We start from the raw sequence: 14637 nt of genomic DNA, 5'->3' as shown, positions 1-14637 counted from the left end.
GCATACAGCCTAATCAGCGGTGCTGACGTCGCCCCGCTCCCGCCACACGGCCACCGCTCCGCTGCTCTCGTGCCACAGCGCCAGCATTCCCTGGTCATCGGTGCGGGCCAGGACAGCGCCCAGATCGGCGAGCAGGTCGAGCGTCTCGCGTCTCGGATGGCCGTAGCCGTTGTCCGACCCCACCGTCACGAGCGCGACGGCGGGATCGATGCGCTCGTACAGCTCCGGCGCCTGATCGGCGCTGCCGTGATGAGCCACCTTCACGACCTCGTACGGAGGTCGAAGGGTTCCGGATGCCGCAAGCCCGCGCTGAGGGGACGCGGACAGGTCGCCGAGGAACAGCGCGTGCGGCACACCACCTCCCGCGATGTCGACCACCACGCTCGCGTCGTTTCCGCCCGGGAAGGCCCTGCTTCCGGCGGGCGGCCAGCGGATCCGCCACTGCGCGGCACCGAGACCGCCGTGCTCTCCCGCGACGGCCGGGGCGACGCTCGCGCCGGCGCTGTCGAAGTCCCGCAGCAGGGCCTCGTCGGCCGCCGACGTGGGAGGTCCGTGACGGACGTGGGCGACGCGGCCGATCACGGCGGCCGAGCCGCCCGCGTGATCGAGGTCGAAGTGCGTCAGGACGAGCAGGTCCAACCGTCCGACCCCGGCGCGGTCGAGGCATCCGCTCAGGGCCTCCGGCTCCGGTCCCGTGTCGATGAGCGCGACCTCCCCCGCCGAGCGGATGAGCACCGCATCCCCCTGCCCCACGTCGCACGCGAGGATCGTCCAGTTCGCGGGAAGGGTCAGCGGCCCGGCCACCGTGCCGAGCGCAGAGCTGCCGGTGAGCACGCCCACGACGGCCGCCGCGAGGAGTGCGGAGACGGTGCGCAGCGCCGGTGGCACGCGTCGCAGCGTGAGAACGGCGCCCACCGCGCCGAGTCCCGCGAGGGCGAGTGCGCCGGGCCAACCCTCGAGCCACGGCAAGGCTCCGCCGGGCACGTCGGCGAACGTGTGCGCGGTTGCGGCGATCCAGGCCGACGGCACCCAGGCGATCGCTGCGAGCCCCGATTGGAGGACCGGGATCGACAGAGCGAGGCAGGCGGCGAGCCCCACGACCGTCGCGGCGGGAGCGGCGGGAGCCGCGAGCAGATTGGCCACCACGCCGTACAGCGGGACGGTCGGGTCGATGAGCACCAGCAGCGGCCCGCACGCCAGCTGGGCCGCGATCGGCACCGACAGCCCCAGGGCGAGCGAGCGCGGCATCCACCTCTCCAGTCCGGACGCGAGCGGTCGTGCGAGCAGGAGAAGCGATGCGGTCGCGACGGCGGACAGCGCGAATCCCAGCGAGGTCGCCAGCCACGGGTCGCCGATGAGCAGCACCGTGACCGCGAGCGAGAGCACCGAGATCCCCACGGCGGGGCGTCCGAGGGCGACGGCGAGCATGGCGACGGCGGCCATGACCGCCGCCCGCGACACGCTCGGCTCAGGTGTGACGAGCACGACGAAGCCGCCGAGAGCCGCCATCGACGCGGCGATGCGGACGCCGCGCGACGCTCCCGCCAAGGCGGCTGCGGCGAACGCGGTGCCCACCACGAGGGCGCAGTTCGCGCCGGACACCGCGGTGAGGTGGGAGAGCGAGGACGATGTCATCGCCTCGTCGAGAGACGGCTCGACGAGGGTCGTGTCGCCGACGGCGAGACCGGGGAGGAGGCCTCCGCCCGGTTCCGGCAGCCCCTCCGCGGCGGCGGTCAGGCCGTGGCGCAGCGCGCCGGCTGCCGCGAGGAGGCCGACGGGAGGCTGGACGACCGCGACGCCGCGGCCGGCGAGGAGATCCACGACGGCCCGCTCGCCGGCATCCGTCGCTCGTGTGCTTCCCGCCGCGACGACGATCGCACCCACGTCGAGCTCCGCGAGGCCCTCGACCTCTTCCGGATGCACGCGGATGCCGATCGGGAGGTCATGTCCGGGGACATCCGCGCGCCCCGCCCGGACGATCGTCACGACGGCGTCGAAGGCCAGCTCCCGCGACGCTCGCTGCTCGACCTTGCCCACGACGGTCGCGGTCACCTCGATGGCGCGCCCGCCGCCCACGACCGAGCGCAGGTCGTCGCGCGCGGGCTCGGCCAGCGCGACATGCGAGGCGACGGCCGATCCCGCGGCAAGCGCCAGCACGAGCGCGACGAGCGCCGTCCCGTGCCGGCGCGGGATGAGTGCGACGGTGCCGGCCGTGATCGCCCAGCCGGCCAGCGCGAGGAATCCGGCCATGGCAGGTGCCAGCGTGGCGACGATCGCGACGCTCCACGCCCACCCGGCGACGGCGAGAAGACGCAGCCGCCTGAGCCTCCGCCGGGCCGCGGGCGAGACTGTCACACCGTCACCAGGTCCCTCAGCGCCTCGAGCATCCTGTCCCCGATCCCCGGCACGGCGAGCAGGTCCTCGACGCTCGTGAATCCGCCGTTCGCCTTCCGCCACTGGATGATCCGCTCCGCCATGGCAGGACCGATGCGGGGCAGCGTGTCGAGCTCGCCCGCGTCCGCTGTGTTGAGGTTCACGCGTCCGTCGCCGGCCGGCACCGAACCCGTGCCGACCTCGCCCGGCGCCGGCTCGGCGCCGACGACCGGTACGACCAGCTGCTCGCCGTCGCTCAGCGGACGCGCGAGATTGACGGCCGCCTCATCCGCTCCGTCGGTGAAGCCGCCCGCGGCGGCGATCGCATCGACGACGCGCGCATGGTCGGCCAGCACGTAGAGACCGGGAGCAGCGACCGCTCCCGAGACATGGACGAAGACGGATGCCTCGGCGGCGGCATCCGTCGCCACCGGGCTGTCGACCGGAACCTCCTGGACGGGGGCACCGGCACCCCTCAGGATACCGACGCCCACCGTGATCGCCAGCGTCACGAGTACGACGACGATGGCGGCGCCGACGCCGAGGCGCCGACGGTCGCGGCCCGTGTCGTCGCCCGTCGTCACCTCGGCGACGCTAGGCCGCGCGAACGACCGGCGGTCGCCGGGGCGCGGATGGTGTGCACGGCACGCCACAAGCCCCGCACTGGGGAGGAGAGCTCAGCGGCCGACGCGGCCGACGCGCCCGACCCGGCCGGCGCGCCCGACCCGGCCGACGCGGCCGACCCGCCCGACGGCTCAGCGCGTGCTGAAGCTGACGACCTTCGGCGGGCGCACGATGGCCCGGACGATCTCGCGCTCGCCCAGGGCGCGCTGCACCCGGTCGTTGCCGCGGGCGAGCGCCTCGAGCGCGTCGGCGTCGATGCGCGCGGGCACCTCGAGGGTCGCGCGCACCTTTCCGTCGATCTGCACGACAGCCGTCACGGACTCCTCGACCAGGAGCATCGGGTCGGCCTGCCGCCACGGCACGAGACCGACGAAGGGCTGGTAGCCCAGCGTCTCCCACATCTCCTCCGCGGTGTGCGGCGCGAAGAGGTCGAGGATCATCGCCACGACCTCAGCGGCCTCGCGGACGGCGGGATCGGCGGAGCCGGCGCCTGAATCGATCGTCTTGCGTGTCGCGTTCACGAGCTCCATGAGGCGCGCCACGACGACGTTGAACTTCGTCTGCTCGATCAGGCCGGGCGCGTCGGCGAGCAGGCGGTGCGTCACGCGGCGGAGGGCCTGGTCGCCCTCGGCCCACACGACCTCCGGAGCGCTGGTGACGTCCTTCGCGATCCGCCACGCGCGCGAAAGGAACTTCTGCGCGCCGACGGTCGACACGTCCTCCCAGTTGATGTCGTCCTCGACCGGACCGGCGAACGCGATCGCGACGCGCACCGCATCGGCGCCCGGATCGACCATGCTTGCGGCGAACTCGACGAGGTTGCCCTTGCTCTTGGACATCTTCGACCCGCCGAGCAGGACCATGCCCTGGTTCACGAGACTCGTGAACGGCTCGGTGAACTCGATGAAGCCCGCGTCGAACAGCACCTTCGTGATGAAGCGGGCGTACAGGAGGTGCAGGATCGCGTGCTCGACGCCGCCGATGTACGAGTCGACCGGCGCCCACTTGTCGGCCTCGCGCGGTGAGAAGGCCTCGGCCTCGTCCCCGGGCGAGAGGAAGCGCAGGAAGTACCACGAGCTGTCGACGAAGGTGTCCATCGTGTCGGGGTCGCGCAGCGCCGGCTGCCCCGTCTCGGGGTCCACCGTCCGCATCCACTCGGTCGCCCCGCCCAGCGGGGAGGTCCCCTTCGGGGTCAGGTCCAGTCCGTGTGCGTCGGGAAGCGTGAGCGGCAGCTGGTCGGCCGGGACCGGCACGATCCGCCCGTCCTCCGTGTGGATCATCGGGATGGGGGTGCCCCAGAAGCGCTGCCGGGAGATGAGCCAGTCGCGCAGGCGGAAGGACTTCGCGGCGCGGCCCGTCCCGGCGGCCTGGAGCTGCTCGATGATCCGGGCGATCGCGTTGCGCTTGGACAGCCCATCCAGCGCTCCCGAGTTGATCATGCGTCCCTCGCCCGTCAGGGCGATGCCGGTCCGGGCGGGGTCGAGCTCCGCGAGGGGATCGGCGTCGGCGCCCGGATCGATCGGCTCGCCGTTCTCGTCGAGCTCGATCACGGGAATCGCCCCCGTGACGGGGGCCGTCGTGTCGACGACGACCTTCACGGGCAGGTCGAACGCGCGGGCGAAGTCCAGGTCGCGCTGGTCGTGAGCCGGGACGGCCATGACCGCGCCGTGCCCGTAGTCGGCGAGCACGTAGTCGGCGGCCCAGATCGGCAGGCGCTCCCCGTTGATCGGATTGATCGCGTACCGCTCGAGGAAGACCCCCGTCTTGGGGCGGTCGGTGCTCTGCCGTTCGATCTCGGACTCCCGGCCGACGCGCTCGAGGTAGTCCTGGAAGCGCATCCGCACCTCCGCGCTCGATCCCGCGGCCAGCTCCGCCGCGAGGTCGCTGTCGGGCGCGACGACGAAGAACGTCGCGCCGTGCAGCGTGTCGGGGCGTGTCGAGAAGACCGTGACCCTCTCGGGGTGCCCCTCGATCTCGAAGTCGATGTCGGCACCCACGGATCGGCCGATCCAGTTGCGCTGCATCCGGATGACCTTCTGCGGCCAGAAGCCCTCGAGCTGGTTGAGGTCGTCAAGGAGCCGGTCGGCGTAGTCCGTGATCTTGAAGTACCACTGCGTGAGCTTCTTCTTCACGACCTCGGTGCCGCACCGCTCGCAGCGTCCGTCCACGACCTGCTCGTTGGCGAGCACGGTCTGGTCGAACGGGCACCAGTTGACCGGGCTCTCCTTGCGGTACGCCAGGCCCCGTTCGTAGAGCAGCTGGAAGAGCCACTGGTTCCAGCGGTAGTAGTCGGGGTCGCTCGTGTGGAGGATGCGGCTCCAGTCGTACGACGACCCGTACTCGCGGAAGCTCTTCTTGTGCTGCGCGATATTCGCGTAGGTCCACTCGCGCGGGTCGGCTCCGCGCTGGATCGCGGCGTTCTCGGCGGGCAGTCCGAACGAGTCCCAGCCGATCGGGTTGAGGACGTTGTAGCCGCGGTGCCGCCAGAAGCGCGCGACGATGTCGACGTAGGCGTAGCTTTCGGCGTGGCCCATGTGCAGGTCGCCCGAGGGGTACGGGAACATCCCGAGCACGTACTTCCGCGGACGCGTGTCGCCCGCGCCGCCGGCGCGGAAGGGGTCGGCCTCCGTCCAGCGCGCCTGCCACTTCTCCTGGATGGCGTACGCGTCGTACCCGCCGTCCTCGGAAGGTGCGGCGGTGTCGGGAGGGGACGTTCGGGACACGTGCAGGATCACCAATCGTGGAAGGCCGGGAGAGCGCGCGAAACGCGAGCCTCCAGGTTACCCGAACCGCGTCCTCACCAGCCGGGCGGGAGAGCCGCTCCCACCGCCGCCAGCGGGCCGCGCGCCTTGACCCCGACCTCCGCGACCTCGGCTGCGGCATCCGATCGCCAGGTGATCCCTCCGCCCGCTCCGACGTAGGCGCCTCCCGGGTGGACGACGATGGATCGGATGACCATCGCGAGGTCGAGCGCACCGTCGTCGCCGACCCAGCCGAAGCATCCCGAGAAGACTCCGCGCGGCCCGCGCTCCAGGTCGTGCAGGATGGTCATCGCCGAGAGCTTGGGGGCCCCCGTCATGCTCCCGGCCGGGAATGCGGCATCCAGGAGCTCCCCCACCCCGACGCCGGCGCGGAGCCTTCCCGAGACGGTCGACACGAGCTGGTGCACCGCGGGGTAGCTCTCCACGGCGAAGAGCCGGTCGACCGCGACGGTGCCGGGGTCGCAGACCCGCGAGAGGTCGTTGCGCATGAGGTCGACGATCATGACGTTCTCGGCGCGCTCCTTCTCGCTGGCGGCGAGCTCGGCGGCGAGCGCCGCGTCGGCTGCGGCATCCGTCCCCCGCGGTCGGGTGCCCTTGATCGGATGCGTTCGCACGACCCCGTCCTGCACCTCCAGGAACAGCTCGGGACTCGCGCTCAGCAGGGCGACCCCGCCCGACCGGATCATGCCGCCGTGGTGGGCAGGTGTGCGTGCCCGCAGGCGCCGATACGTCTCGAGCGGGTCGATGTCCGCCCGGCCCGCTCCCCCAGCACCCGATTCGACGGTGAAGCGCGTGGTGAGGCAGAGCTGGTACGCGTCGCCCTCCCGGATCGCGTCACGGCACCGCTGGATCAGCCCCGCGTACTGGTCGGGCTCGTGCCGCGAGACGACCGGCGGAGGGGAGGGCGCCGGCTGGACGGGGGGCACGGGATGCCGCGCCGCGGCCGGGATCGTGCGGGCGAGGTCGTGCGCGACATCCCTCGAAGCGAAGACCCATACCCGCCGCGACGCGTGGTCGAACGCGACGAACCGCTCGGCGCGCAGCCACAGCTGCTGAGGGATGCCCGCCTCCGGCCGCGCCGCCGGCGCGCCGGCGCGCCCAGCCCCGTCCTCGTAGCCGAGCCAGCCGATCCAGCCGCCGCGGAATCGCCCCTCGGGGCCGCCGACGCCGGCCCGATGCGGGTCGGGGCCCGCGCCGTCCGGCGCGCACACGACGTCCCGCACGACCGATGGATCGGGGGCCCGCTCCCCGGCGCCGACCCAGCTCCATCCGACGGCCGCGTCCGGTCCGGCATCCAGCCAGAAGGAGTGCTCCAGCCCGGCGAAAAGGGCGAGATACACGGCCTCGGGGTCGGCCCACCCGTCCACGGGCTCGACGGCGAGGGGATGCGACATCTTCCCAGGCTAGAGGCGACGCCCGCGCTCTAGGCTCGTGTCGTGAACGAGTTCCTCACGTGGCTGCTCGACGCCGTTCAGAGCGTCGACCCGCTTGTGAGGACGTTGCTGGCCGGTGTCGCGGTCATGCTCGAGACGAGCATCCTGATCGGCCTCGTCGTGCCGGGCGACACCGTGGTCATCGTCGCCGGCACGGCCGTCGCGTCGCTCGCCGAAGGCGTCATGCTGGGTGTCGCCGTCGTCATCGGGGCTCTCATCGGCGAGAGCATCGGCTTCTGGCTCGGGCGGTTCCTCGGACCGAGGATCCGTGCCTCCCGCCTCGGCCAGCGGCTCGGCGACGACAAGTGGGAGCGCTCGGAGCGGTATCTGCGCAGACGGGGCGGACCTGCGATCTTCCTCTCGCGGTTCCTCCCCGTGCTCCACTCCCTCGTACCCCTCACGGTCGGGATGAGCGGCTACCCCTACCGGCGCTTCCTGGCCTGGACGACGCCCGCATGCATCGTATGGGCGGCGCTGTACATCCCGGTCTCGGCCGCGGCGGCGGGCACCTACCGCGAGCTGGCCGACCGGATCCACTACGCCGGGTACCTCTTCGTCGGCGTCATCGCCGTGTTCCTGCTGCTCGTGTTCCTCGGGAAGAAGCTCATCGAGCGCCTCGAGCACCGTCACATGCACGAAGAGGAAGCCGCCGCGTCGGGCCGCTCCGAGGAGGACATGGAAGACTGAGGGGATGCCCGCGAACCAGCCTGACCCCCCCAAGGTGCTGTGGCTCGCCCGCCTCGAATACCGCTTCCACGCGTGGCGCGAGCGCCGCGCGCGCGCTCGGGGCCAGAAGCCGACGGTGACCCCGTTCCCCGGCTACGCGGGCGTCGACTGGGTACGCGTCCTCGGTCGCGTGCTCATCGTGCCGCCTGTCAAGCCCGTCGAGACCGGCGAGTACGCGAGCGTCCGCGGCTGGCGGAGCTTTGCGTCCGTCCCGGTGGGGTTCGCACAGGTGACCGTGTCGATCGCCGGCGTGAAGCACGAGGTCGTGGCCGATCGGGGCGGTGTCATCGACACGGTCCTCCCCGCGAGGCTCGAACCGGGCTGGCAGACCTTCGAGATGACCGTGGAAGGCGGCGAACCCGTCGAGACGCGGGTCTTCGTGGTCGGTCCGGACGTCACTTTCGGCGTCGTCTCCGACGTCGATGACACGGTGATGGTCACCGCACTCCCGCGCCCCTTGCTCGCCGCCTGGAACTCGTTTGTCGTCGACGAGCACGCCCGCCAGCCCGTGCCCGGCATGGCGGTGCTGCTCGAGCGGATCGCGCGGGAGAACCCGGGAGCCCCCGTGATCTACCTCTCCACGGGTGCATGGAACGTCGCTCCGACCCTCATCCGGTTCCTGCGCCGCCACCTCTTCCCTCCCGGGGCGATCCTGCTGACCGATTGGGGCCCGACGCACGACCGGTGGTTCCGCAGCGGTCAGGCGCACAAGGGTGCGAACCTGCGCCGCCTGGCGAAGGAGTTCCCTGACGTCAAGTGGCTCCTGATCGGCGACGACGGGCAGCATGACGACGCGATCTACACCAGCTTCGCGGGCGAGAACCCGGGTCACGTGGCCGCCGTCGCCCTGCGGCGTCTGTCGCCGGCGGAAGCCGTGCTCGCCGGTGGGCGCACCGTCGTCGACGACCACTCCGCGGCCGCCGTCCCGTGGGTGACCGACTCCGACGGCGCGGGCCTGCTGGAGCGTCTCGAGGAGGCCGGCGTCCTCGAGAGCTGACCCGGGACGAGCGTCGGAACCCCCGCGTAGGCTGGCCGCATGTGCGGAAGATTCGTCGTCGCCAACGTCGGTTCCGAGCTCGTGGGAGTGCTCCGCGTCGACGTCGAGGCGGACGACCTGCCCGCGCCGTCGTACAACATCGCGCCGACCTCTCGGGTGGCGATCGTCCTCGACTCCGCCAAGAGCGAGCCCCCCACACGCCGCCTCGAACCCGCTCGCTGGGGGCTCGTCCCGGCCTGGGCGAAAGACCTCAAGATCGGCGCCCGCGCGTTCAACGCCCGCGCTGAGGAGCTCGAGGACAAGCCGATGTTCCGCAAGGCGCTCGAGAAACGGCGCGCGGTGGTGCCGGCGTCCGGCTACTACGAGTGGAAGAAGGCGGGCGATCAGAAGATCCCGCACTACATCCATCCGGGCGACGGCTCGCCGATGTTCTTCGCGGGGCTGTACGAGTGGTGGAAGGATGCCGCGAAGCCGGACGACGACCCCGATCGCTGGGTGCTGAGCTTCACGATCCTCACGCGCGACTCGATCGGCCGCCTCGGGTCCATCCACGACCGGATGCCCCTCTTCCTCGATGCCGACCACGCCGACGCCTGGCTCGATCCCGACACCGACAACGTCAGGGACGTGCTGGATGCCGCGATCGACGCGGCTCCCGCCATCGCGGACCAGCTCGACGATCACGTCGTGAGCAAGGCCGTGGGCAATGTCCGCAACGACTCCCCGGAGCTCATCGAACCCGTGGAGTGACCGGGGTCGCGGCATCCCGCCCGCCTATCCTCGGAGGGTGACCACCCTCGCTCCCGCACCCATACGGCTCGACGCCGCCGAGTGGCGGGCACGCGAGACGGCGCACATCGCGAGAGCCGACGCGCTGACGGCTGGGCACCGGGCTCGCGCGGCGCGCGGGGAGAAGCATCCCGTCGAGGACTTCCTGTTCACCTACTACTCGTACAAGCCGTCGGTCCTTCGTCGCTGGCATCCGGGCGCGGGAGTGGAGCTCGCCGCGGCCGCCGCGACGTCCCGTGCGGGATGGCGCTGGTACGTGGCCGGCGACTCCGTCGGCGCGCTCCGCGTCGACGCCGCCGGGTTCCGCGACGACAGGGCGCTCCTCGTCGCCGGAGTCGAGAAGATCCTGCGCTCGACCGCCGGACGCGCGGGATCGTTCGGCTGCTTCGGCCTGCACGAGTGGGCGATGGTCTACCGGCGCGGAGAGCACCGGCATCCCGTCGCCCTGCGCCTGGGGCAGGACGGGACGGACGCCGTCGTCGAGGAGCACGACCTGCGCTGCACGCACTTCGACGCGTTCCGGTTCTTCACCGCCGATGCGGCGCCCCGTAACCGCGAGGCGCCCACCCGAGACACGCAGCCCGCGCTCGAGCAGCCCGGCTGCCTGCACGCGGGGATGGACCTGTACAAGTGGGCCGTCAAGCTGGGTCCGCTCGTGCCGGGCGAGCTTCTCCTGGACTCCTTCGAGCTCGCGCGCGACATCCGCGTGCTCGACATGGAGGCATCGCCGTACGACCTGGCCGACCACGGATACCGGCCCGTGCGCATCGAGACGGCCGAGGGGAAGGCCGAATACGTCCGGCGGCAGCGGGGCTTCTCCCTACGCGGACAGGAGCTGCGGGCGAGGCTGCTCGCGGCACTGGGCGGCTAACCCGCCGGCGCGCAGTCGACGCACGGCAGGAGGCCGCGCCCTTCGGCGGCGAGCCGGAGTCGCAGGGCCGTCACACGCGTCGCGGCGTCCTGGAGTCGCTCCGCCGGTACGGCGCCGGAGTCGACGGCCGCCGCGATCCCGTCGACGATGCGGGGTGCGGTGTCGGAGCGCGACCCGAGGACGGTGAGCAGGAGGTCGTTCCCCGCACCGAGCGCTGCGACGGCATTGGCGACGGGATCGCGATAGGCGGGCACTCCGGATGCCTCGAGCATCCCGAGATCGTCGGTGACGATGACGCCGTCGAACCCCAGCTCGTCGCGGGCGATACGGTGCCATTCGGGCGACAGGGACGCCGGCACCGGATCGACCGCGGTGTAGGCCAGGTGGCCGAACATCAACAGGTCGGCCCCGGCGTCGATGCCCGCCCGGAACGGCGCGGCATCCCTCGCCGCCCACGCGTCCTTCGACATGTCCGTCGAGGGGATGCCGCGGTGGGAGTCGCCGGGCGCCGCGCCGTGCCCCGGGAAGTGCTTCAACGTCGACATCGCGAGGCCGCTCTCCCCCCGCACGGCGGCCGCGACGCGCTCGGCGGATGCTTCGGGTGTCGTGCCCAGAGCGCGTCGGTAGATGAACATCCCGGGGTCGTCCGTCACATCCGCGACCGTGCCGAAGTTGATGCCGATCCCGGCTCGCCCTACCAGGGCCGCGCGCGCTGCGAACGCGGCGGCCGCGGCGTCCGCACCCTCCGACTTGAGCGTCACGGAGGAGGCGAACCGGTCCCATGGGAGGCGCGAGACGTCTCCGCCCTCCTGATCGATCCCGAGGAGCGGCGGCAGAGCCGGGTCGAGCGTCAGGGCGGCCGTCACGTCGCGGAGCGCGGACTCGGTGCTCGGCACATTCGCGCCCATGAGGATGAAGCCGCCGATGCCGGTGCGCTGCATGTAGTCCCGCACGGTGGCCGGATCGGCCGAGGGGATGTGGCCCATGACGACTGCGGCCGCGCGGTGGCGGGTCGGCATCGCGGCCACGCGCGCTTCAGCCTGCGACCGCCACACGTCCTCCCCCGCGGCCACGACGCTGATTCGCGGCGCCGCGTCTTCGCCCTCCGGCGTGGGATCGCCGGCGCGCGGGCCGAGCGCCGTCGCCGGAAGGGCGCTGGTCAGTCCTGCGGTGAGGGTGATGATCGCGGCCGCGACCAGGGCGCGCCGTCGAATCGTCATAGCGCCAGCCTAGGTCGCGCCGCCGGGAGGAGGCTGGGGTTCAGTGGCGCGCGACGATGGCTGCGGCATCCGTTCCCGGGGGAAGCGCGCCGAACTGCCAGGCGCGGTCGTCGCCGAGACGGCTCGCGACGAAGGCCTCCGCGTCGACGGTCGGCGCGTGCCGGAGCATGAGGGCGGCCTGGAACGCGAGGGCGAGCGCCTCGGTGAGCTGCCGGGCTCGCGCCGCGGCCGTTTCCGGGTGGGCGGCGACGTCCGCGAGGAGCGCGAGCGTGCGCGCCGCGTGGGCGTCGAGCATGGCGGACGCGCCGCGGACCGCGGCGAGCTCGTCGGCGAACGCCTCCGCCGAGGCGGGATCCCGCGTGAGCGCGCGAAGGACGTCGAGCGCGATGATGTTCCCCGAGCCCTCCCAGATGGCCATGACCGGCTGCTCGCGGAACCGCCGTGCGAGAGGGAACGACTCCGTGTAGCCGTTGCCGCCGAGGCACTCCAGAGCCTCGTAGGCGTGATGAGGACCGCGCTTGCAGACCCAGTACTTGATCACGGGCGTCGCCAGACGGCGCAGCGCGATGTCGCGGTCGGATGCCTCGTCCTCGAACAGCTGCGCCAGCCGCAGGCCGCTGAGGAGGGCGGCCTCCGCTTCGAGGCCGAGGTCTGCGAGGACCGCGGTCATCGCGGGCTGCTCGAGAAGGAGCGCGCCGAAGGCCGACCGCCCGCGGGCGTGCCACACGGCCTCGGCGACCGACTGCCGCATCCCCGCTGCCGTTCCCAGCACGCAGTCGAGGCGGGTGCGCTGAACCATCTCGATGATCGCCCGGACGCCGCGTCCGGGCTCGCCCACGATCATGGCGATGGTGCCGTCGAACTCGATCTCTGCGGAGGCGTTGGAGCGGTTGCCGAGCTTGTCCTTGAGCCGCTGGACGCGGAAGACGTTGCGCGTGCCGTGCGGGAGCATCCGCGGGACGAAGAGACAGGTGAGTCCTTCGTCGACGCTTCCCCGGCGCGTGTGCGCGAGCACGAGGAAGCCGTCCGACATCGGCGCCGAGCAGAACCACTTGTGCCCGGTGAGCTGATAGGTGTGACCGCTCAGGTGCACTCCGCGGGTCGTGCCGGCTCGCACGTCCGAGCCACCCTGCTTCTCGGTCATCGCCATGCCGACGAGGGCGCTCGTCTTCTGCTCGGCGGGCAGGAGTCGCGGCTCGTAGTCCCGTGAGTAGAGCTTCGGCAGCCAGTCGTGTGCGATCCACGGCGCCTCTCGCAGCGACGCGACGGCAGCGTGCGTCATGGAGACCGGGCACGCGTGACCCGGCTCGACCTGTGCGAAGAGCATGAAGGTCGCCGCGCGCGCGACGTGCGCACCCGGCCGGGGATCGGCCCACGCGGACGTGTGAGCGCCGGCGGACACCGCCGCTCCGAGCACGCGGTGGTATGACGGGTCGTACTCGACCTCGTCGAGACGGAAGCCCCAGCGGTCGTGGGAGTAGGCGACCGGCGCATGGACGTTCGCGAGTTCCGCATCCCGCTGGAAGTCCAGGGTGCCCACGAGCTCGCCGACGCGGTGCAGGTCCGGCTCCGCCCAGTCGGCGCCGAAGGCGCTCACGGCATCACGCAGGGGCGTATTCAGCGCGTACTCGTCGACATCCACCCGCCACGGAGGCTGATTCTCGACGTAGTGCGTCGCCGGTCCGATCACCCGCTCGCCGCGCAAGTACGAGGTCATGGCAGCTCCGTCTCCAACGGCATCGCCAGGCGGTACTGCTCCTCTGTCGTCAGCGGTGCGCTCGTGACGATGTCGTGCATGAACGAGAGCTTCCGGCGGACGGGGCCCGTGATCTGGAAGGGGTACAGGTCGCCGAAGCCCATCGCCCGGTTGATGCGGTTGAAGGCCTCCGACATCCATTCCCAGTCCGAAAGCAGCAGAGCGATCGACTCGTCGCGGTACGAGCCGCGCGGGACGACGTCGGTGTCGCGCAGATTCGTCGCGGCCGCGTCGAGGCGGATGCCGATCGCAGCCGCCGTCTGCAGGGTGCCCGTGATGTGCAGGTAATGCGCGAAGGTCTCGGCGAAGTCCTCCCACGGATGCATGGTCGCGTACTCCGAGATGAAGGCCTCGTGCCAGTTCTCCGGGGCGCCCATGGAGTAGTGGCGCTTGATGGCGTCCTTGTAGCTGGCGCGTTCGTCGCCGAACAGGTCCCGGCACAGGGCCCAGTCCTGGTCGGTGCGCAGCAGGACGTTCTGATAGTAGTGGCCCGTCTCGTGCCGCAGGTGCCCGAGCATCGTGCGATACGGCTCGCCGAGCTTGATGCGCAGGGCCTCCCGGCGATCGTCGAGGCTCTCGGCGAGGTCGATGGTGACGATTCCGTTGGCATGCCCGATCATGACGGGGCGTCCGAGCGAGATGCTCGAGAGGAGGTCGAACCCGAGCCCTCCGGGCTGCACGTCCCACGGGACGATGGGCAGCCCGAGGTCGCCGAGCTGGAGGAGGAGCCGCCGTTTGGCCTCCTCGGTCTTCGCGAGCTTGGAGAGGGCGACGGTGTCGTCGGGGTCGGGCCGGGTACGGGTGAGCCGGCACGAGAAGCAGCGGCCGGCGGGCGCGCCTTCCCAGACGAGCCAGTTGCACTCCCAGCCGCGATTGGAGCACGTGTACCAGGTCTGATCGCCGATCACCGTCTGCCCCCGCCGGACGGCGTAGTACTGCCGCGTGAGGATGTGATAGCCGAGTTCCGCGTCGCAGTTCGAGCAGATGAGCGCGTCGAGGTAGAGGAAGTGCCGGCAGGCGGGGCACCGGGGTTGCGAGATCACTCGATCAACGTAGCGTCCGCCCCTCCGGGAAGCACGGGTGGGC

Annotated in this window: 11 protein-coding genes; 4 read left to right on the top strand and 7 right to left on the bottom strand. The window is 71.8% G+C overall.

The features are described from left to right. Positions 1 to 9: 9 nt before the first annotated feature. The 4 genes from EV279_RS11605 to pabB all read right to left on the bottom strand — a co-directional run bounded on the left by EV279_RS11605 (position 10) and on the right by pabB (position 7153). Positions 10 to 2355, bottom strand: a complete 2346-nt coding sequence (locus EV279_RS11605) for a ComEC/Rec2 family competence protein (RefSeq protein ID WP_243728545.1) — start codon at positions 2353 to 2355, stop codon at positions 10 to 12. Then, positions 2352 to 2957 carry a helix-hairpin-helix domain-containing protein gene (locus EV279_RS11600; protein ID WP_133543630.1) on the bottom strand — a complete coding sequence of 202 codons (606 nt, stop codon included), beginning with the start codon at positions 2955 to 2957 and terminating at the stop codon, positions 2352 to 2354. The genes EV279_RS11605 and EV279_RS11600 overlap by 4 nt, the downstream gene beginning before the upstream one ends. A gap of 171 nt (positions 2958 to 3128) precedes the next feature. After that, positions 3129 to 5720 carry a leucine--tRNA ligase gene (leuS, locus tag EV279_RS11595; RefSeq protein WP_133543628.1) on the bottom strand — a complete coding sequence of 864 codons (2592 nt, stop codon included), beginning with the start codon at positions 5718 to 5720 and terminating at the stop codon, positions 3129 to 3131. 74 nt (positions 5721 to 5794) lie between these two features. Further along, positions 5795 to 7153, bottom strand: coding sequence for an aminodeoxychorismate synthase component I (gene pabB, locus EV279_RS11590; RefSeq protein ID WP_133543626.1), 1359 nt, complete (start codon positions 7151 to 7153; stop codon positions 5795 to 5797). 42 nt (positions 7154 to 7195) lie between these two features. Here pabB and EV279_RS11585 point away from each other — a divergent pair, with 42 nt between their 5' ends. Genes EV279_RS11585 through EV279_RS11570 form a run of 4 tightly spaced genes read left to right on the top strand, consistent with a single transcriptional unit; the run spans position 7196 to position 10575 of the window. Further along, complete coding sequence (locus EV279_RS11585) at positions 7196 to 7879, top strand: DedA family protein (RefSeq protein ID WP_133543624.1); 684 nt, start codon at positions 7196 to 7198, stop codon at positions 7877 to 7879. Positions 7880 to 7883: 4 nt separating this feature from the next. Further along, positions 7884 to 8915: a phosphatase domain-containing protein gene (locus tag EV279_RS11580; protein WP_133543622.1), complete on the top strand. Its 1032-nt coding sequence runs from the start codon at positions 7884 to 7886 to the stop codon at positions 8913 to 8915. A 39-nt stretch (positions 8916 to 8954) separates the two neighbouring features. Further along, entirely contained in the window at positions 8955 to 9665 is a 711-nt protein-coding gene (locus EV279_RS11575) for an SOS response-associated peptidase (RefSeq protein ID WP_133543620.1), read from the top strand. A gap of 37 nt (positions 9666 to 9702) precedes the next feature. Continuing rightward, on the top strand, positions 9703 to 10575 hold the full coding sequence (locus EV279_RS11570) for a 3-methyladenine DNA glycosylase (protein WP_243728544.1): 873 nt from the start codon (positions 9703 to 9705) through the stop codon (positions 10573 to 10575). Here EV279_RS11570 and EV279_RS11565 read toward each other — a convergent pair. From EV279_RS11565 to EV279_RS11555, 3 genes are read right to left on the bottom strand one after another with little or no spacing between them, the layout of a single operon-like run. Next, complete coding sequence (locus tag EV279_RS11565) at positions 10572 to 11795, bottom strand: glycoside hydrolase family 3 N-terminal domain-containing protein (RefSeq protein ID WP_133543618.1); 1224 nt, start codon at positions 11793 to 11795, stop codon at positions 10572 to 10574. The genes EV279_RS11570 and EV279_RS11565 overlap by 4 nt on opposite strands. 40 nt (positions 11796 to 11835) lie before the next feature. Continuing rightward, the gene (locus EV279_RS11560; protein WP_133543616.1) at positions 11836 to 13512 is read right to left on the bottom strand and encodes an acyl-CoA dehydrogenase family protein; all 1677 of its coding nucleotides are present in this window, start codon (positions 13510 to 13512) and stop codon (positions 11836 to 11838) included. Next, positions 13509 to 14594 carry a putative zinc-binding metallopeptidase gene (locus tag EV279_RS11555; protein WP_243728543.1) on the bottom strand — a complete coding sequence of 362 codons (1086 nt, stop codon included), beginning with the start codon at positions 14592 to 14594 and terminating at the stop codon, positions 13509 to 13511. The genes EV279_RS11560 and EV279_RS11555 overlap by 4 nt, the downstream gene beginning before the upstream one ends. Between the last annotated feature and the right edge of the window lie 43 nt (positions 14595 to 14637).

Source organism: Microbacterium sp. BK668, from assembly GCF_004362195.1.
GTDB lineage: Bacteria > Actinomycetota > Actinomycetes > Actinomycetales > Microbacteriaceae > Microbacterium.
The sequence above is the reverse complement of the archived record's forward strand: the minus strand, read 5'-3'. Positions and strand labels throughout refer to the sequence as shown.